General features: G+C 71.5%; 17 protein-coding genes and 1 pseudogene. 10 read left to right on the forward strand and 8 right to left on the reverse strand.

All coding sequences use genetic code 11. From position 1 onward, the window contains the following. A partial coding sequence (locus ACTOQ1_RS39110) for a hypothetical protein (RefSeq protein WP_440073228.1) occupies positions 1 to 857 on the forward strand: 857 nt, incomplete at its 5' end. Between the two features lie 651 nt (positions 858 to 1,508). Here ACTOQ1_RS39110 and ACTOQ1_RS39115 read toward each other — a convergent pair. Together ACTOQ1_RS39115 and ACTOQ1_RS39120 are read right to left on the reverse strand one after the other, a co-directional pair. Next, the gene (locus ACTOQ1_RS39115; RefSeq protein WP_440073229.1) at positions 1,509 to 2,060 is read right to left on the reverse strand and encodes a DUF6529 family protein; all 552 of its coding nucleotides are present in this window, start codon (positions 2,058 to 2,060) and stop codon (positions 1,509 to 1,511) included. A gap of 1 nt (position 2,061) precedes the next feature. After that, positions 2,062 to 2,673 carry a hypothetical protein gene (locus ACTOQ1_RS39120; RefSeq protein ID WP_440073230.1) on the reverse strand — a complete coding sequence of 204 codons (612 nt, stop codon included), beginning with the start codon at positions 2,671 to 2,673 and terminating at the stop codon, positions 2,062 to 2,064. A 333-nt stretch (positions 2,674 to 3,006) separates the two neighbouring features. On the opposite strand from ACTOQ1_RS39120, the gene ACTOQ1_RS39125 reads away from it, so the two are divergent. From ACTOQ1_RS39125 to ACTOQ1_RS39140, 4 genes and pseudogenes are all read left to right on the forward strand, one after another. Further along, positions 3,007 to 4,380, forward strand: coding sequence for a hypothetical protein (locus ACTOQ1_RS39125; protein WP_440073232.1), 1,374 nt, complete (start codon positions 3,007 to 3,009; stop codon positions 4,378 to 4,380). Between the two features lie 179 nt (positions 4,381 to 4,559). Next, positions 4,560 to 4,649 (forward strand): annotated as a pseudogene (locus ACTOQ1_RS39130) (hypothetical protein); the annotation flags it as partial. A gap of 20 nt (positions 4,650 to 4,669) precedes the next feature. Further along, the gene (locus ACTOQ1_RS39135) at positions 4,670 to 5,251 is read left to right on the forward strand and encodes an acyl-CoA thioester hydrolase/BAAT C-terminal domain-containing protein (protein WP_440073233.1); all 582 of its coding nucleotides are present in this window, start codon (positions 4,670 to 4,672) and stop codon (positions 5,249 to 5,251) included. 92 nt (positions 5,252 to 5,343) lie between these two features. Next, on the forward strand, positions 5,344 to 6,603 hold the full coding sequence (locus ACTOQ1_RS39140) for a cytochrome P450 (RefSeq protein WP_440073235.1): 1,260 nt from the start codon (positions 5,344 to 5,346) through the stop codon (positions 6,601 to 6,603). A 67-nt stretch (positions 6,604 to 6,670) separates the two neighbouring features. On the opposite strand, the gene ACTOQ1_RS39145 is transcribed toward ACTOQ1_RS39140, so the two are convergent. From ACTOQ1_RS39145 to ACTOQ1_RS39160, 4 genes are all read right to left on the reverse strand, one after another. Beyond that, on the reverse strand, positions 6,671 to 7,885 hold the full coding sequence (locus ACTOQ1_RS39145) for a lanthionine synthetase LanC family protein (protein ID WP_440073237.1): 1,215 nt from the start codon (positions 7,883 to 7,885) through the stop codon (positions 6,671 to 6,673). 91 nt (positions 7,886 to 7,976) lie between these two features. Beyond that, complete coding sequence (locus tag ACTOQ1_RS39150; RefSeq protein WP_440073239.1) at positions 7,977 to 8,153, reverse strand: hypothetical protein; 177 nt, start codon at positions 8,151 to 8,153, stop codon at positions 7,977 to 7,979. An 11-nt stretch (positions 8,154 to 8,164) separates the two neighbouring features. Then, positions 8,165 to 10,708 (reverse strand): lantibiotic dehydratase, encoded by a 2,544-nt coding sequence (locus tag ACTOQ1_RS39155; RefSeq protein ID WP_440073240.1) that lies wholly within the window; start codon positions 10,706 to 10,708, stop codon positions 8,165 to 8,167. After that, positions 10,705 to 11,643, reverse strand: a complete 939-nt coding sequence (locus ACTOQ1_RS39160) for a thiopeptide-type bacteriocin biosynthesis protein (protein ID WP_440073242.1) — start codon at positions 11,641 to 11,643, stop codon at positions 10,705 to 10,707. The genes ACTOQ1_RS39155 and ACTOQ1_RS39160 overlap by 4 nt, the downstream gene beginning before the upstream one ends. A gap of 288 nt (positions 11,644 to 11,931) precedes the next feature. Between ACTOQ1_RS39160 and ACTOQ1_RS39165 the strand changes: the two genes are divergently transcribed. The 4 genes from ACTOQ1_RS39165 (at position 11,932) to ACTOQ1_RS39180 (ending at position 16,412) form a co-directional block, all read left to right on the forward strand. Next, complete coding sequence (locus tag ACTOQ1_RS39165) at positions 11,932 to 13,815, forward strand: ABC transporter ATP-binding protein (RefSeq protein WP_440073244.1); 1,884 nt, start codon at positions 11,932 to 11,934, stop codon at positions 13,813 to 13,815. A gap of 96 nt (positions 13,816 to 13,911) precedes the next feature. Then, positions 13,912 to 14,058, forward strand: coding sequence for a hypothetical protein (locus tag ACTOQ1_RS39170; protein ID WP_440073246.1), 147 nt, complete (start codon positions 13,912 to 13,914; stop codon positions 14,056 to 14,058). Positions 14,059 to 14,232: 174 nt separating this feature from the next. After that, positions 14,233 to 15,201: a tetratricopeptide repeat protein gene (locus ACTOQ1_RS39175; RefSeq protein ID WP_440073247.1), complete on the forward strand. Its 969-nt coding sequence runs from the start codon at positions 14,233 to 14,235 to the stop codon at positions 15,199 to 15,201. Further along, on the forward strand, positions 15,198 to 16,412 hold the full coding sequence (locus tag ACTOQ1_RS39180; RefSeq protein ID WP_440073249.1) for an MFS transporter: 1,215 nt from the start codon (positions 15,198 to 15,200) through the stop codon (positions 16,410 to 16,412). The genes ACTOQ1_RS39175 and ACTOQ1_RS39180 overlap by 4 nt, the downstream gene beginning before the upstream one ends. A gap of 57 nt (positions 16,413 to 16,469) precedes the next feature. On the opposite strand, the gene ACTOQ1_RS39185 is transcribed toward ACTOQ1_RS39180, so the two are convergent. Next, a complete protein-coding gene (locus ACTOQ1_RS39185) occupies positions 16,470 to 16,973 on the reverse strand; it encodes a COG4315 family predicted lipoprotein (protein WP_440073250.1) in 504 nt (167 codons plus the stop codon). A 250-nt stretch (positions 16,974 to 17,223) separates the two neighbouring features. Here ACTOQ1_RS39185 and ACTOQ1_RS39190 point away from each other — a divergent pair, with 250 nt between their 5' ends. Next, a complete protein-coding gene (locus ACTOQ1_RS39190; protein ID WP_440073252.1) occupies positions 17,224 to 17,667 on the forward strand; it encodes a PaaI family thioesterase in 444 nt (147 codons plus the stop codon). A gap of 87 nt (positions 17,668 to 17,754) precedes the next feature. On the opposite strand, the gene ACTOQ1_RS39195 is transcribed toward ACTOQ1_RS39190, so the two are convergent. After that, positions 17,755 to 18,858, reverse strand: a complete 1,104-nt coding sequence (locus ACTOQ1_RS39195) for a class I SAM-dependent methyltransferase (protein ID WP_440073254.1) — start codon at positions 18,856 to 18,858, stop codon at positions 17,755 to 17,757. Positions 18,859 to 18,862: the final 4 nt, after the last annotated feature.

Here is an 18,862-nt window from a genome sequence, read left to right on the forward strand (position 1 = left end):
TCACCGGCAACGACCCCATCAACCGCATCGACCCCAACGGCCTCGACGACATCCCCACCCAACCCGGCGAAACCATCCACATCACAGGCGAAGCCCCCGGCGCAGGGGGATCCGATTGGACGTACGACCTCGCCACCTGGTACGCCGATGGCTGGTCGAACCTGATCAGTGCATACGACACCTTCATGTCGGAGGACGTCGATACCGATCACGACGGCATCCCTGACACCCCGCGTGCCCTGGACTGGGTCAACGACTTCGACGAGCAGAGGCACGGCGTCCCATCCGTCAGATTCGGCAAGCGACCCAACTTCGGGGCGAAGACGCCTCTCGCCGTCGGAGGCGGCAGCGGCATCCGCCAGCCCAAACCAGGAGTCCGCACCCCCAACAACGGCCCCGTCCTCAGGAACGTATCCACCAAGGACAGTAGTAGCAGTGAAATCTCAAAGGACACTCAGACCGGGGGCAAGGGGCCGGTCAAAAGGGTGATAAGGCCGGAAGGCGGGCGGGCCAACCCCAACGCGGTGGAGCTGACCCACGACGAGCGCGTCACCCGCAAGACGATCGCAGCTGACCGTGCGAAGCGTGTGGCCAACTTCCAAGAGGTCCACGGGCGTGATGGACGCAAGATGGCAGGCGAGTTCCAGGGCATGTCAAGAAAGCAAGCGGAACAGCACGTTCTGAACAGAGTGGGACCGGGACAGTCGCTATCGATTAACACGTGGGGAGACAGCCATATCTACGACCCCGCGACGGGCACGATGTACAAGATCAACGACCAGGGAGTCGGCATAGGCAGCGTCGACGGCAAAGGGCCGGGGATATCATTCCGCCTCCTCTATGAATTCAAGAAATAACTCAGAAGAAAAGACAGTTCGATACGTCGGCGAGATCTTCTCGAGCAGGCGTGGTGAGGACAGGCCTCAAGTGAGAATCCGGAAACACGGAGCCGTCGTCATCCGGCCGTCCCTCGCCTGACAACGCACGTGGAGCCCCTCCGGTGGAAACGGTTCGAGCGTGAACCGCGACCGGAGGGGCTCCACCGCGTAGTGATCCGGTCCTTGGACGAACCGGATCACCACGCGGTGGCCGTACCCGTACCTGGTCCGCTCCCTGATCGCGATCGATCCCGGGCGAACGACGACGGCCTTTCAAGGTCGCATCCGCGCGGTCGACGCGGCTCCGCGAAATTCCTCAGCCGTGCTCGTGGGAGATTCCCCAGCCGGCACGGCCCGCTGACAGAGATCGTTCGATGGCGGACGGGTTTTCTCGACGCCACGGCCCCTATCCGAGGAGGCATTCCACGTGAGCCGGAGCGGGCCGGGATCGTCACGCCCTCCCACGTGGCCCAGACGAACACTTGAACCCAAGCACAACACATGGCCTCGGTGAACGCGCGAACGCCCAGCTCGAGAGAGCTGGGCGTTCGCGATGGCGGAGGTTCACTCGTCGAGATCGGCACGCGTGGAGGTGCCGGTCGCCTTAAACGTCCATGGCGATCACGTCGATCAGAATTTCACCCCGAGCGTGGTGAAGAACCACAGGGAGGAGGTCAGCCAGAGGCCGACCAGCGCGGTGAAGGCCAGGCCTCCCAGGACGGGCAGCGTCCAGCCCGGAGTCCCCCGGCGGGGCAGGGCCAGCATCTTGGTGGTGAAGAAGCCGTAGAAGAAGCACCCGAGGATCGAGTGGATCATCACCCGGGCCGTGTCGTACTGCGCTCCCAGGGCGTACAGGCAGTGGAAGGCCACCGGGAGCGTGAGCAGGAACGCGATCCGGCCCGACCAGCGGTGCAGGGCGCCTATCCACGGCACGTTCAGCTTGATCCGGCCCCACATCACCAGCGCGGAGAAGGCCTGGACCAGGGCCAGCACGAACGCCCCCGTGGTGAGCCAGACCTTCATCGCCAGGGGTCCGGAGAAACCCGCGAGGCTGACGGCGTAACCGGTCGGCTTGTGCAGCTCCCCGTAGACGCCCAGGGCGACCGCGACGAGAGCGCCCACCGCGATGGGGACCAGTAGCGGAAGGAGACTCCGCCGGGCGATGGTCTGCGTGCCGTCCATGTCAGTACGCTCCAATGAATTCGTCGACGTCCTGAGGCACTACCTCCGCGCCGTAGATCACCGTTTTCTGTCCCGGCTCGGGGATCTCCGCGGGGAACAGGTTGCCGTCCAGAGTGGCGGCGCCGACCCTGGTGCCGTCGGGCAGGTAGATCCAACCGGCCTGGAGCTTCGCGCCCCGGATCAGGGCGGTCGCCCGGTAGAGCCCGGACGGCTTCTTCACCGTCGGCGCGGTGAAGTCCCACCGCTTGCCGCCGATGGCCAGTTCGCCCGCCGCCTTGCCGCCGCCGAGCCTGGCCTTCACCGTGGCACCCCCGAAACCCTCCAGCGACAGTTCCTCGCCGGCCTTGCCCTGGAACCAGGCCTCGGTCCTGCCGTCGCAGAAGTAGGCGATCGCCTTGCCCTTGCGGATCGAGATCGCGATGAGGCCTCCGTTGCCCCGCACCCGTCCCGCGTAGTCGGCGCGCACGACTCCGGCCGCGGGCGCGGCGCTGGGGGTGGGGCTCGGCTGCGGATCCCCTTGGGCCGCGGGAGTGCCCTGGACTCCCGCCGGGTCCTCCGCGGGCGCGACGACCGCGCCGTCCGCCGCGGTCTGGAGCGCGGGCGACGTCGTCACGCTGAGACCGGCTAGAAGGGCGATGGTGGCTGTGCCCGTCAGCAATGTGACAATGGGGCCGGACCTCGTCATGTTCTCCCGCCTTGAATAGCTTCGCTTGAATAGCGTCGATTGTGTTCATCGGTACGCGGTGAGCGGCGCGAACGGTTCGTCGTCCTGGAACCCCTCTCCCGGCAAGGCCGTGCTTGCGACGGCTCCGGCGTCTGATGAATGCTCGCCTGAACTTGGGAGGTCGCCATGGCGCGGAGCGGGACGCGGTCCGAGGCGCGCGTGCCGGGCCGGCCGGGACGCGTCGCCGGCCTGGCCGGCGTTGGCTATGTCGTGGGATCCGGCGTGGAGAACATGAACGTCCTCCAGGCGCCCCGGCTCGACGATCCGGCGGACCGCGTCCTGGTCGCCTTCGACGATCGCGCGGTGGTGGCCGTCACCCATCTCGCCGGGGCGCTCGCCCTGGTGGCGTACTGCGTCTTCGCGGTGGCCTTCCTGCGCCTGTGCCGTTCCCGCGAGCCGTCCACGCGACCGTGGACGGCAGCGGGCCTGGCGGGGGCGGTGGGCGGGGTGCTGCTGGCGCTGGTGGCGCTGGCGGCGACCGTTCCCCTGGCGGCCGGGTACGGTGCCGGACTGCCCGACGACGTCGTTCGCGCGCTGTACCGCGCCCAGCTGTCGGCACGTCAGCTGGCGGGCGCGCCGACCGGCCTGTTCCTGCTGTGCGCCTCGCTCGCCGCGCGCGGATCCCGGGTGCTCCCGGCTCCGGTCGCGTGGTGCGGCACGGCGATCGGGGCCCTGCTCACCCTGTCGCCGCTGGCGCTGCTCGTCCAGGAGACCTGGGCGTGGTGGGCCGTGCTGGTGGTCTTCGCCCTCCACGCCGCGTGGATCTTCGTCGCGAGCCTGTGGGTGCTGCTGGCCGCGGATGGGCCGTTCAGCGACTTCGTCCGCCGGGCGGCGTTCTTCGTCCTGGTCGTCGCCGCCGGCCTCGTCGGTGCCGCGTTGGTCGCCGTCCCGGCGGCCGCGGGCGACTTCTTCTCCTGGGGGTTGAAGCCCGTGCCCCTGGCGGCCTTCGCCGGCGGCGCCTATCTGGCGTCCGCCGCCGTCTACGCGGCCGCCCTGGACCGGCCCGCGCATCAGACGCGCGCCCTCGTCGCCGGTGCGGCCGTGCTCTCGGTCTCCGTACTGACGATCACGCTCCTCCACATCGGGCAGTTCGACCTCGGACGGCTCCAGGCCATCGCGTGGATCTTCCTCTTCGCCCTGTTCTCCGTCGTCACCGTCGTCCTCGCCGTGACCGACCGGACGGGCGGGACGACGCGAGAGCCGACCGGCCCCCTGGTCCCGTGGGTGCGCGTGCTCCTTCTGCTCCTCGTCGCGGCGCTCGGCGCGCTGGCCGTCGCGCTGTGGGCGGATCCTCGGCTGCTCGCGGCGGCGGCGCCGTTTCCGCTACCCCCGCTGGGCGGACGGTTCGCCGGCTCCTGGGTGGCCCTTCTGGCGGTGCTGCTGGGGTGGGCCACGCTGCGGAACCGGCGGGACGAGGCTCGCCTGCCCGTCCTGGCGCTGATCGCGCTGCCCTGCGGCGCGCTGCTGGCGGGACTGCGCACTCTGGCCGACCTTCCCTCGTACGAAACGGCCCTGGCATACTTCGGCGTCCTGCTCCTGCTGGCCTCGACGGGTGTGGGCGTCCTCGTCTCCCTGCGCCCGGAGAGCACCCGGTAACGGGCCCGGCCGAACCGATCGCGGGTGATCTTCCGTACCGTTCGCTGAACCGAACGTCGAGGAGGCTCCGCATGAGACCCAGGCATCTGTTCACGCGTGGCGGGCTGGTCGTCGCCTGCCTGGCGGCGTCCGTGGCGTGGACGGCACCCGCGCGGGCGTTCGACGGTCCCACGCTTCACATGCCGTCCAGTGCCCTGGCGGACGAGAGATTCAACATCCGGCTGACCGGGCTGGCTCCCTCGGAGACCGTGACCATCACCGCCCGGATGGACGACGATCTCGCCAGGCCGTGGTCGTCGCAGGCCGATTTCACCGCCGACGCCAACGGCGCGGGGTCTCCTGGCACGGCGACGAGACGAGCCTGCTCGACGACTTCCCCGCGTGGACCCTCGGCGGCCGGCCGATCCCGCACATCGACTCCAACGATTCCCGTCAGGCGCTGGTCGACCTGATCGAGGACAACGGCGGGACCACCAACATCATCGACATGTCCGCCTGGTTCCGCGACGCCTACGACGCCGCGCCCAACAAGGAAGAGGCCGAGATCCCCGTCGAGAACACCAACGGCGGCATTCTCATGATCACCGGCAAGGACGACAAGCTCTGGCCGGCGAACAAGCTGGCGAAGATCGCGATGAACCGGCTGGAGGACAGCGAGGACTTCGAGCACCGCTTCACCCACCTCAACTACCGGAACGCCGGGCACGTCGTCCTGGTGCCCAACCTGCCCACCTCCTACGACCACTACCTGCAGCCCGCGCCTTACAACACCTACATCGGCATCGGCGGCACCCCGGAGGGCACCCACCGCGCCAACCACAAGGCGTGGAAGGCCACTCTCGAGTTCCTCGAGGAGACGCTCGGCGACTAGGCGTCCGGCCGAACACGTGCCCCGGCGGACCGGATCAGGGGCCGGTCCGCCGGGGCTCCGCTCCCCGCACCTCGGATCACCACCCGGAAGGCATGGCCACCTTGACCTCGTCTCATCACCCCGAAGGCCGTGCCGAGCTGTTCAGCTCGGCACGGCCCGGCTTCATGCGGGACATCTTCGACAACTACCGATGGGCCAGGAAAGAGGCCCCCGTGATCTACGTTCCGTCGCTGGACCTGTGGGTGGCCACCGGGACACCGGAGGTCCTCGACATCCTCAAGGACAGCGAGTCCTTCTCGACGCGGCGCAACTTCGACAGCGACTTCGAACTCTCCGGCGGCTGCCGGGCCGAGCTGGAGAGATCGGCGTACTTCACTCCGGCGCTGCTCGCCGTCGACCCGCCCGACCACGAGCGGCTGCGGTCGGTCGTGGCCGAGCAGTTCACACCGCGTCGTATGCGCGAGCTGGAACCCGACGTGCGAAAGCTCGTCGAGTCGCTGGCCGACGAGTTCGCCGGCGACACTCACGCGGACCTGATCCGCCGGCTCGCCTATCCGCTGCCCATGCGCGTGGTCTGCGACATCATCGGCATTCCGGTCGAAGACCAGCAGATGATCAAGGAGTGGCACAACCAGTGGATGGCGCTGCTCGTCGTCCCGCTGGACGACAGCGGCCAGCTCGGATGCGCGCGCGCACTGGTCCGGTACGACGACTACCTGGGTGACCTGCTGGACGCGGCCGGCACGTCCCACGATGGACGGCGGCCCACCCTGGCGCATGACCTCGCCGTAGCCCGGGCGGCGGGTTCGTGCACGCGGGAGGAGGCGATCGCGGCGCTGCGGTTCCTGCTGGCGGCCGGCCACGAGACCGTCATGCACACTCTGAGCAACCTCCTCTACCGGCTGCTGCTCGACGGCGAGCAGTGGACGCTGCTCGCCGGTGACCGCGACCTCGTGCCCGCCGCCGTCGAGGAGGGCCTGCGGCACGACTCCGGGGCCCAGGGCACCACCCGGCACGCCACCCGCGACGTCGTCGTCGGCGGCGTGACCATCCCGGCCGGTGCGCGTGTCCACGTGATGAACGGCGCTCCCGGCCGTGACCCGGAACTCGTCGAGGACGCCGACACCTTCGACGTCCGGCGCCGCGACCGTACCCGGCACCACGCGTTCGGCTACGGCGTCCACTTCTGCGCGGGCGCGCCGCTGGCGCGGATGGAACTGCGGGTGGCCGTGGAGACGCTGACCTCCCGCTTCCCCCGGATGAGGCTGGTCCCCGACTTCCAGCCGGACTACGTCCCCGGCGGCTACATGCTGCGTGGGATGGCCTCCCTGGCGGTGACCCTCGACGCCTGATCCCGGCGCCGTGCCCTCCCCCGCCTGACCCGCCAGGAGGGCACGGCGGCCCTGCGGCCCGAGGCCGCTATCGCAGGCCCACCGCTCCCAGCCAGGCGCGCCGCCCGGGGGCTCGCGACAGCAGGACGGCCAGCATCCCGGTGGCGCCGTTGAGGAAGGTCAGATCGGTGCCGGCGAGTTCCTCGATCTCGTCGAGGCGCTGCCGCAGGAACGCGTCGAGGTGCTCGGCGAGGTCTCGGGCGGCCCGCAAGCCGGTGTGCAGGGCGAAGGCGTCGGCGACGGCGAGCAGGCCCGCCGCCCCGTGGCAGAAGGCCAGCCGGTCTCCGGGTGTCCTGCTGAAGCCGAGGTATCGTTCGTCGTCCCAGGCGCCGGCGAACGACGCCATCGCCGCGACGCCGAACTCCCGCAGGGCCGGATCCCTGAGCGCGAGGCCCGCCTCGGCGAGGTGCCACGCGATGCCGGGGGTTCCGTAGCACCAGGCCTGGCGGCGCTCCTCGGCCGCGGTCGGGAGAGCCCGTGCCCCGCCCGCCGGACCGTCGAGGGGCGCGGTGGCGAACGGCCAGCCGACGACCCGGTGGGAGTCTTGGCGGCTGTGTCTCACGAGGAGGTCCGCGACGTGGCGGATCGCCCGCTCGGCCTCGCCCCTTTCCGCGCCGCCCAGGAGCGGCAGCGCCGTGACGAGGCAGGCCAGCACCCCGGGAACGCCGTGCCCCAGTCCGAGGTTGATCCGGCCGATGTTCCAGCGGGCCGTGGCCACTCCCCCGTCGCCGCCGAGCCGCAACCGGGGCAGCTCGTCGGCGTCGCAGAGGCCGGAAAGGTATTCGGTGAGGAAGGTCAGGTCCTCGGTGCGGTGGTCGCGCGAAGCGGTCATGGCGAGGACGGTCCCGGCCGGGCCCGCTATCAGGTCGTAGTCGGCGCTGGTGATGCCCGTCCCGGCGGGTGGCACCCGCCGGTAATGGCCGGTGACCCGTTCGAGCACCAGCGCGGCGAGGCGGGCGAGGCGGGGCTCGATCGCCGCGGCGTGCGAAAGGCCGACGGCCCGGCCCGTCATACCGCCGTTGAGCAGACCAGGGTGTCCGGGACTGCGGCTGTGCCCGGCCGCCCATTCCAGCACGGCGCGCCTCACCTCGGGGGCGCGGACGCGCTCCTCCGGTAGAAGCCGGGCCAGCAGGGGCACCCCCCAGTCGGGGGCCGGGCGCGGCCCGATCACGGACGTCCGGTCCGGGGGGCCGAGCACGACGCGCTCGGCCAGGTCCTCGATCCTGCGGGCGAGGGTGGTCAACGGAGGGCCTTCCTGGAGCGGGCGGTGGGGGTGGACGACGACGGGCGTCGCCGTCCACCCCCACCGTGGTGAACTACCTGTCCTGCTGGGACTACTTGGTCACGCAGCAGTACCTCGTGAAGTCGTCGCCTCCCCAGGTCCGACAGATGTCGGTGCCCTTGTTGGCCGACGTGGTCTCATCGAGATCGCGGACGAGCGTGTACTCGGCCTCCAGCTCGGCGATGAGGGTGTCGACGTCGCCAAGCACTACCTGAGAACCGGTGTTCATCGGTGCTCCTTTCATGGGGCGTTCCCCCGCAGGGGCTCGTGACGAGGCCGCCACGAGGTCTGGGCACGCCCGGCGGGCCGGGCGTGAGGGTGTGGGGCCGGGCGGTCGGCGCTCAGCCGGAGCAGCAGCTCGGCGACACTCGGACCGTCTCCCCTCACCGCGCTGTCGTGCACGGGCAGCGCGGCCGGTTCGGCCAGCAGCTCCCGGAACACGATGTCGGTTCCCCCTCGCTGGACGAGCCGCTCCAGCACTCCCAGCCCGTGCAGGCTGTGCAGGTCGACCGCGAGGGGCGGATCGTGGAGGTCGGCGCAGACGCCGACCAGGCGGGGCATCTCGCGCGAGCGCTGGAGCCTTTCCAGCGCGGCGAGCTTGTCGATGAGCCGGTCGGCGGGCCGCCAGAGATCGGCCGGGACGAGCCGCCACTGGGCGGGGGTGACGACCAGCTCGTTCCCGACCGTGATCCGGGGGACGAAGTCCCGCTCCGGCCAGGCCGGCAGGGAGAACTGCGGCACCCTCCAACGGTCGCGGTCCGGCTGCGGCGAGGCCAGCGCGAGAAGGGCGGCGACCGTGCTCCAGAACGGCGGGGCGACGCGGGCGGTGTGCGTGACGGGCCAGATCCGCTCCCCACGCGCCTCCGCGACCACCTCCCCCTCCTCGGCCCGCAGGGTGATCCGCGACAGCGGCAGGTAGCCGGCCTGGCCGTGCGGCAGGTAGCCGGAACGGTCCGGGTCTCCCGTCCACAACGTGGTGTAGGAGGGGCGCAGGACCGCGTTGGCCGCCTGTGGGTGCAGCGGCGGCACGAGGAGCTCCACGAAGGAGGCGCCGCCCGCCTTCTCCTGCCCGGCGAGGAAACCTCGGTAGGCGTCGGCCTGCGGCAACGCGCCGTGCAGGGAGGTCAGCGCGGGTACGAACCGGGCGTCCAGCACGCCTGCCGGTGCGATCTCGTCGAGCACCGCCACGGCACCCGACGACCGCCGCAGCGGGCGCATCAGGCAGTCGATCGGCCAGTCGAGCCGTACCCGCGGAGCGCCCACCTCGTCCAGAAGCCTCTCGTCCACGTCGAGGCGGCCGCCGCCGCCCATCCGGCGGGTGAGCGCGGCGAGGAGGCGGGCGTAACCGGAGTCCGCGTGCCGGGGCACCGGCCAGACGTGCCGGCACGCCGGCTCAGGCCGGTCGTCACGGTCGCGGCTCAGGAGATCGGCGACCTCCAGCAACGGCCGAGGCTCCCGGCCCACGCCGGAGGGCGTCCAGTGCTCCTCGCCGGCGGCGTCCTGGTCGATGAGGGCGGACAGGCGCAGGGCGAGCCGCGCCAGGCGGTCCAGCTCGCGCGCGTGCGACCCGGCGATCCCGGCCGGCGCCCGCCGGTAGACGTCCACGAAGCCGTCGGGGTCGCCGCGCCTCTCGTCCGCCCGCGTGACGGGCCTCCACTCGCCGAGGCGGCGCCGGACCGGCGTACCGACCTGGAGAGCGGACTGCCGGACCAGATGAGCCAGCAGGCCCGCCAGCGCGCGCCTGCGGGCCTCGTCCTGCCCGGCCAGGTCGTCCAGCACCTGGCCGGCCCGCCGAGGGCCGCCGTCCAGCGCGGCCAACACGGCGTCCAGGGCTCCGGTGCGCCGCAGTCTCACCTCGTTCAGGCGGGCACGCCGATCCCCGTCGAAGACCCACAGCACCAGCTGGCCTGGGTCGAGACGCAGCAACGGGGCCAGGGAGATCAGGGCGTCGTCGTCGACGGTCTCGGCCGCGTCCCGCGCGGACCTGGCCCGGTCCAGGTTCTCGGCGTGGTCGGCGGCGGCGTCGGCGTCCACCTCCAGTGTCCGGTCGCCCGCCCAGCCACCGTCGCCGACGGGCAGCCACGCCACGTGAGCCAGCCAGCCTCGCGGCGTGGCGCGCGTGCCGCCCCGGGTGAGCATCCGCCACAGGTAGGCGCTGCGCTGCCGCATGCGCTTGGTGGTCCAGGGCTCTTTGGCCGCGACGCGGGCGACGATGTCGTCGTAGACGGCGAGGTCGCCGCTCAGGAGCGCGTTGCGGGCGGACGGGAGGTCGTGGAGCAGGCGCCACGGTTCGGACAGCAGCCGCTCCTGCTCGGCCTCGGCCGTCCGGGCCAGTTCCTCTCGCGCGTCACGCGATCGGGTGCCGGCGTCCAGCAGGCCGAGGATCGCCGCCGAGAGCCCGCCGCCGGGCAGCAGCCGCGCGGCGTCCCGTGCCGCCGCGACGGCGTCGCGTTCCGCCGGCACGCCTCCGTTGTGCAGGGCGCGCCGCACCCGCAGCGCGCCCGCGCGGGCGGAGGCGTCCAGGGCCGGGTGGGGCACCAGCAGCGCCCCGATGTCCGCGGCGGTGGCCCGGGCCGACGCCCGGTACGCCGCCGCGGCCTCGTCGGCCTCGCGCAGGCCGGCGAACAGTTCCGGCGAGCCGCCGGCCAGCCAGGCTCGCAACGGTATGGCGGCCAGCCGCAGCAGTGCCCCCGAGGCGGCGTCCGGCCAAGCTCCCGGCGTTTCGCCCCGCGGAGCCACCGAGGCGTCCCGCGGAGCCACCGAGGCCTCGTCCCGCGGAGTCATGGCCGCTCCGAACGGTCGGCCAGGGCCGTGGTCACCAGTGCCTGGACACCGCCGGGCAGGCCGCCCCGGTTCCAGTGGAAGATCGTGAAGAACGCGGCACCCTCACGCGGTCCGATCGTGGCGCCGCGCTCGGCGAAGTAGCCCTCGCTCCACGCGCGGGCCGCGTCGGCGATCCGCGGTCCCCGGTCCCGGACCAGGGCGGCGGCCGGTTCGGACAGGGCGTCGTGCAGGCGGGAAGGGTCGCTCCACAGCGCGCGGATGGCCGCGCCCGCGCTCGCCACCTTCTCCGCGTCCATGCCCGGCGGCAACGTCCGTGCCGTTCCGCGGGCGATCCGGTCCCACACGTCGAGGTCCTCCCAGCCGGCGACGCCCAGCCCCGCGAGCAGGTGCCGCAGCGTCGCCAGGGAGAACGCCCAGGCCGGGGTGGACGTCCGCAACAGGTGGAAGGCGAGCCACGCCCGCGCGTCCACGGTGAACAGGCGGTGCACGTACGGCATGGAACGCGGCCCTCCGAACAGGTGCTGTTCGGGTTCGTAGACGCCGGGCTCGACCTTTTCGAGGAGGTGCCGCATGGTCGCCAGGCCCGCGTCGATCTCGCCTCGCAACCACTCCGTCCGGCCGGGCGAGGCCTCGAAACGCACGCGCAGGCCGGGAGACTTGTGCATGAAGAAGAACCCTCGCACCGCCTCGTCCTCGCAGAGCGCCGAGGCGAGCGTGTCGAGACCCGCGTAGAGCTCGGGCAGCCGTCCGGGAAGGGGACGCAGCCCCACCTGCACCCATGAGCGTCCCCCGCCGGCACCGGCGAGCGCCGACAGGCCTCCCGCGACGAAGGCGTCCGCCCGATCGCCGAGCAGGGGAGCCACCGCCTCCCGCAGCGCCGACGGCCTCGCGTCACCGGAAAGGCCACCGGCGCCCGGCGTTCCATGCTCGATCACTGCGGCCTTCCTTTCGAACGCCTAAAGGGGGGTGGAATGGAATTCAGCGCACGGCGAGGGGAATGCGGCACGCTTCTCCAGCACGCCCGATTCAATCCAATTCGCCTTTATTTAATGCGTCTACCAGCGACTTCAGGAAACATTACGGACAGATTTCGCGGGTGGTTCCCCGTGCTTCGAGCTTTCTTCGACCGCCATTGGCGGGGACCGATTCGTGGATCCGATGCCCGTGCCGGTCCGTACTGAAGGGCGTCGCGTACCGGGCCGAACGATTCGGGGGGATAGGGAATGACGCCATCGACGGCGGCAGACGACGCCGGGCCGGTGCTGGGCGAGCTGAACACCCCCGGCTGGCTGACACTGTCGGAGGAGCTGGAGGGCATCGGCTTCTTCGCGGTCGCCCGCAAGTTGCCCGCGCTGATCCGGGGCGCGATCGGCATGGCCTGGCGCGCCGGCCCCCGCGACGTGGTCGCGACCATCACGCTGAGCGTGCTGGGCGGGCTGCTCACCGCGTTCGGCCTGCTGGCGACCACCGGCGTGCTGGAGGCGCTGCTCAGCGAGGGGCCCACTCCTGAGCGGGTCCGGGCCGCGCTGCCGAGCCTGGTCGCCGTGGCCGTGGCCGCCGGGTTGCGCACCGCGCTGGAAGCGGGGGCCGGGTGGGCCCAGTCCCGGCTCGGGCCGCAGGTCGGCAGGGTCGCCGAGGAGCGGCTCTACGGGTTGACCAGCCAGGTGGAACTGGTGTCGTTCGACGACCCGGACTTCCATGACTCCCTGCAGCGGGCGCGGATGCGGGGTATGGCGGTGGCCGGCACGGTGGTGGACGCGGCCATCGACACGGCCACGGCGGCGATCGGGCTGGTCGCGGCGGCCGGTGTGCTGGGCGTTCTGCACCCGGTGTTGCTGCCGCTGCTGGTCCTGGCCGTGGTACCGGACGCCTGGGCCGCCGTCCGTGCCGCCCGCATGGCCTACGCCACCGACCGCGCCCTCATCCCGGCCCGCCGCCGCAAATGGATGCTGACCGAGCTGGCGGCCGACCGGAGCACCGCGGCCGAGGTGCGGTCGTTCACCATGCGCGGTTTCCTGCTGCGGATGTACGACAGGCTGGCCCGGGCCGAGCAGGAGGTGCTGCTGCGGCTGGCACGCAGGCAGACCGTGGCACGGCTCGTCGGGGAGGCCCTCGGCGGTCTGGGCACGCTGGCCGTCTACACCGCGCTCGGGCTGCTGCTGGGGTTCGGCGTGGTGCCCCTCGCGATCGCCGGGACGGCGGTCATGGCGATCAGGTCGGGCCAGAGCTCGATCAACGGCCTCGTCTTCGCCGCCAACCGCCTGTACGAGGAGGGCCTCTACTTCGCCGACTTCCTCTCCTTCTGCGCCGACGCCGAGACCCGCCTGCCGCGGGAGCGGCCGCGCGGCGGGCCGTCCGGATTCGACCGCATCACCGTGGAGAACGTCACCTTCACCTACCCCGGGTCCCCGAAACCGGCCCTGCGCGGGGTGTCGATCCACCTGAACCGCGGCGAGATCGTCGCCCTGGTCGGTGAGAACGGGTCCGGCAAGACCACCCTGGCCAAGATCCTTTCCGGGCTGTACGCGCCGCGGACGGGCACGGTCCGCTGGGACGACACCGATCTGGCCGAGATCGACGGTGATGAGATACGCGAGCGGATCGCGGTGATCGCCCAGGAGCACAGCCGATGGCCGCTGACCCTGCGGGAGAACATCACGATGGGCGAGCCACGCGGTGACGCGGCGCTCCTGGCCGCCGCCCGGGTGGCCGGAGCGGACGAGGTGGCCGCCGAACTGCCGCACGGCTATGACACGCTGCTGGACCGCAGGTTCAAGGACGGCCACGAGTTGTCGGGAGGCCAGTGGCAGCGGCTCTCGGTGGCACGCGGCTTCCACCGCGACGCTCCCCTGCTGATCTGCGACGAGCCGACCGCCGCCCTGGACGCCCGGGCCGAGCACGGCCTGTTCGAACGCGTCCGCCGGCACGCCGACGGCCGTACGGTCCTGCTCATCACGCACCGCCTGGCCACCGTCCGCCACGCCGACCGCGTCTACGTGCTCGACCGCGGTGAGATCACCGAAGAGGGCGCGCACGCCGAGCTCATCGCGATGGGCGGCCTCTACGCCGACCTCTACAACCTTCAGGCCCGCTCCTACACCTCCTGATCGCGGCTCGGGCCCCGGCGGAAACGGGAGGCGGCTGACAGGTCGCCGACAACAGCCCGGTCGATTCTTCTCCAGAGGGTCTCGAAGGAGACCACGGTGAAGAGAAGAGGCAACGACATGGAAGCTCGTGACATCGAGACGCTGGCCGACCTCGCCGACTTCGAGGCGGAGCGCGCCTACAACCTGCTTCAGGAAGTGGGCGGCAGGCGCCTGTCGGTGAACCACAGCGAGATCACCCGCTGACCGTTCCCAACCTGTTGATCGGCGTCCTCGTCTCCCGCCGGTTCTGAACCGGCGGGCGTCGTCTTCCCAGCCGGGAGTGCGGGCGAGCCGGAGCCTGACCCCGGTCCGCCCGCACCCGTGTCCGGAGGGGCGCCGGCCGGTGCGACGGCGCCCTGTGCTGAAGGGAGTTGCGTGGTGATCGGTGACGAGGTGCGCTGCCTGCTGTCCGCCGTCCCCTACCGGATCACGGCGGCCCGGGAACTGTGCGACGGCGGCGCCTTCGAGAAGGCGGAGAGCGCCCTGCGCGCGATCGTGCGAGAGCTCTGCGAGGAGCACCTGCCGGACAGCGTTCCCGTCGAACGGCTGCGTTTCGCGGCGCGGCGTGATCTCGCGGAGGTGCTGCTGGCGAAAGCGGACTACGGCGCGTCGGAGGAGTTGCTCCTCACCGCCGGTGAACACGTCGCCAGGACACTCGGCGCCGGCTCCATGGAGGCCGCCGTCTGCGCCAACGATCTCGGAGTCCTCTACAAGCACCTCGGACGGTTCCGCGAGGCGCGGGAGATGTACACCCGGGCCGGGCTGATCCTGGAATGGACGGCTCCCGGCGGCCACGAGATGGCGACCCTGCTGCACAACCTCGGTGGCCTGGCCCACGGCATGGGACGGCCCTCCGAGGGGGAGCACCACGCGCGCCGCGCGGTGGAGTTGCGGACCGCCCTGCACGGCGCCTCGCACGTGCACGTGGCCGCGGACCTGGCGAACCTCGGCGCGCTGCTCGAAGCCCAGGGCAAGCTCAACGAGGCCCAGGCGTGCTTCCACCGGGCCGTCGAGGTGTTCGAGCGGGCATACGGCCGAGCCCACCACGAAGTGGCCGTCAACCTGGCCAATCTGGCGGCCGTGGCGGAGCGCCGGGGTGACTGGGTCACGTCGGAGGGGCTGTACCGCGAAGCACTGGAGCTCCAGCTGCAGCTCGCCGGGACCGCTCATCCCCAGACGATGCGCACCCTGGGCAATCTCGCCCACCTGTATCTGGTGGTCGGCCGGCGAGAGGAAGCCGTGGCCGCCTACCGCAGGGTCGTGGCCACCCTGGAACCCCTCGTACCCGCGGACCACCCGGTCCTGCGGTCCGCCCGTCGGCACCTGCTGGAGAGTGATCTTCCATGACCGTGTCAGGCCTGCGTCGCCGGTTCCTGGCGCTGACCGCCCTGCAGACCGTGCCGGGCGCGGTGTTCTTCCCCGTCCTGGTGCTGCTGGTCCAGGAACGGGGGCATACGCTCGGCGAGATCGGGCTGCTGTTCGCGGTCTTCTCCGCGGTGGCCCTCGCGTTGGAGATCCCCTCGGGAAGCGTGGCCGACGTGTACGGCAGGCGCCGGATCCTTCTCGTCTCGGCGGCGGTGTCGGCGAGCGCCTGCCTGGCGCTCGCGCTCGCGCACGACCTGTGGCCTCTCGTCGCGGCGTTCGTGCTCACCGCGGTCGGACGCGCGCTGGGCTCGGGAATCCTCGACTCCTGGTACGTCGACTCCCTGCGGGAACTCGACCCCGAGGCCGACTTCGAGCCGGCGGTCGCCACCGCCCAGGTCGTGCAGGCGCTCTCGCTCGCCGTGGGAGCCCTCGCGGGCGGGCTCGTCCCGATGGTCTCCGGCCACCTCGTCATGTCGGTCTGGGTGAGTCTCGCCTTCGCCCTGGTCTTCACCCTGGCGGCCGTGCCGCTCATGACCACGCGGGGGGGCAAAGGCACACGGGCGCCGCTGACCTCCACGCTGTCCGCCGCCCTCAAGGGCAGTCTCTCCGACGCGACGCTCGTCCGGCTCATGATCCTGGCCTTCGGGCTGGGCTGGGCCGTCACCGTGCTGGAGGTCGTCTGGCCCTCCCACATCGCCACGCTGACGGGTGACGCCCGCTCCACCGCGCTCGTCTACGGCCTCGTCCTGGCCGTCGCGTTCACGGCTCGTGCCCTTGGAGCGCTGTCGGCCCCCAAGGGCGCGAGGTTCCAGGGCGCGCGGGGCATCGTCCTGCTCGCCGCTGTGACCGCGTCGTTCCTCGCGGTCATGGGTTTCGTCGTCCACCTGGCGGCCTTCGCGGCGCTCTTCCTGGCGGCGCAGTGGTCGACGGCGGTCATCATGGTGCTGAGCACGCTGCTGCTGCACCATCGCGCCACATCGGACCAGCGGGTCACCTTCACCTCGGTCGAGTCCTTCGCGGCGCAGGCAGGCGGGATCGCCGGGTCGGTCCTGCTGCTGGCCGCCGAGCCTCTTGGGCATCGGACGATCTGGCTCGTCACCGCCGCCGTCGTGCTGGCGACCGGCGCGGTGTTCGTCGTCCGCAAGAGGACCGGCCGGGGGCAGTCCGCCGTTTCCTCGGCTCTCCTCCCGTGACCGGCCGCGTCGCCCCTTTGGCGAGGGCGGCGACGCGGCCGGGCACCACCCCCGCCCTCAGCCGCCGGGCTTGGGACTGGCGACGTGCCAGCCGTCCTTGCCGTCCCCGGTGGTCTGACCGGGCGCGGTGTCGCCGGAGTGGCGGTACAACGGGCGGCCGTCCAGAGTGACCTGCTTGCCGCCGTCCTTACGGATGACGATCCCGAGCTTGGTGGGGTCGATGCCCGGCAGGGCGACGGGCATCCCCGAATCCGACAGCAACGGCGGCCATGTCGTGGCGCACGCGCCGACACAGGACGGCGCCCGCCGCTTGGATCCGCCCTTCCCGTCCTTGTCGAAGGTGTAGAGAACACGGCCCTGCGCGTCGACGGCGACCGGCCCCTTCGCCGAGTCGGCGGCACCGACCATCACCACCGGTGGCGCCGTCGACGAGGCGGCGGGCCGGAGAGGGACGAGAACCTCTTTCTTGGGCGGCGTGGGTCCTTCGCCGGAACAGGCCGCGACTGTCAGGGCGAGCAGGCCCACCAGAGCCAGGCGACACCGATGGCGCGCGAACTTCATTGTCATCACTCCCGTACGTGGCTGAGGCCGGCGCCTCACGATTCGGACCGCGTGTCTCACCGACTGTCGGCTCTGCGCCTGTCACCGCGCTGTCGGCGCGCTCTCACAGCGGTGCGCCCGCGCGAACCTCCCCGTTTCGAAACCGGCCGGGAACCGGAACGGCCACAAGACGCGTACTACCGCTGGCGGCGCCGGCGGCCGGACCCCTCCACGAGCCGCCGGCTCCCTCCACGAAAGGATTCGAGAACACATGCGTGACGAGATCGTCGATCCGGATGCGACCAGGATGTTCCACGAGCTCATGCCGTACACCAAGGAGATCGAGGTGGAGGTGACTCGTGCCGGGAAAGAAGAGGTCAGGGCCCGGCTGGCGTGGTCGGGCTCGCGCTGCACGATCGGAGGCGTCATGCACGGCGGCGTCATCATGGGCCTGGCCGACGCCTCGGGGGCGGCCTGCGCGTTCCTGAACCTTCCCCAGGGAGCGACGGGCACGACGACCGTCGAGTCCAAGACGAACTTCCTGCGCGGCGTCAGGGACGGGCACGCGACGGCGGTCTCACGGCCACTGCACGTCGGAAGCAGCTTCATCGTCGTCGAAACGGACGTCCTCGACGACGGGAGCCGCCTGGTCGCGCGGGTCACGCAGACGCAAGCGGTTCTTTCCGCCGGTTCGCCCGCCGCGCGGAGTCACTGAGAGCGCGGTGCCCGGGTGACCGTATAAGGTTTCCCGGCTGTGCTCCCTCGCGAGGGAGTGCCCGCGAAACACCACGGCCGTGGACGGTCAAGCGTGGACGCGCATGTGGTGGAAGCACCAGCCGCGGTGCTCGATCGGCAGTCGCGTCACGGCGCCGAAACCGGCCCGGGCCGCCAGCACGTCGACGGCGGACGCGCGTGACGTCCCGATCGCTCCCCCCTGCCCCGCCGAGGACGGCCTGGCCATGGGCGCGGGCAGGAGGCCCAGCACGCTCAGCGCGTGTCTCAGACGTTCCGATCCGCCCGGCTGGACGACGAAGGTCTCGTCCGGCTCGTCCTCGACCAGCAGCAGCGCGCCCTCCGGCGCGAGGCTTTCCCGCAATTCTCGCAGGAACGCCGCGGGGTCGGCGCTGTCGCCCAGTGTCCGGAACACGCACACCAGGTCGAAGCCGTTCTCCGATGTCGGCCTCACCTCGGAACTCTCCCCCGCGACGGAGAAACTCACCCGATCGGCCACTCCTTCGACGACGGCGTGCTCGCGCGCCCGCCGTACCGCCTCCTCGTCACCGTCGACCCCGATCACCCGTGCCGCGGGGAAGGCCAGGGCGACGGCGATGGACGACCAGCCCGGCCCGCATCCCACGTCCAGCACCTCTCCGCCAGCGCGCAGCCTGTCCGCGACCGGCGGCATCGCCTCGATCCACGTCGTCATGTGCCTCTCGAACGCCGGCCGGTCCAGTGCTCCCAGAGCCAGTCGCAACCTACTGTCGTGCCGCCTCCGTTCGCCCTCTTCTCCTGTCCTGAAGGTCTCCACCACCGCCGGCAGCGCCGTTCCGCACTCGGCCAGCACCGAGGCACAACCGGCGAGACTTCGCCGCCCGCCGCCCTCCACCAGCAGCGGCGCGTACTCCGGCGGAAGGAAGAATCTCCGCGTGTCGCCATCGCCTGTCTCCGGTGCGACCCCCAGCAGCCCCGACGCCGCCTGCTGTTCCAGCCACTGCCGCGCATATGGCCGGGCGATCCCCGCGCACCGGCTCAACTCCGCCGCGTTGACCGTCCCGGCCTGCTGGATCGCCTCGTACAGACCCAGCCGGTCCCCGATCTCCACCGTCATCAGCTGGGCGCCCCCCAGCAGCCATTCGGACAACCGTCGCGCCAGCGCCTCGTCACCATCGGACCGGCCCGTCTCCACCACA

Origin of the sequence: Streptosporangium sp. OZ121, assembly GCF_051918885.1 — a bacterium.
Taxonomy (GTDB): Bacteria; Actinomycetota; Actinomycetes; order Streptosporangiales; family Streptosporangiaceae; genus Streptosporangium.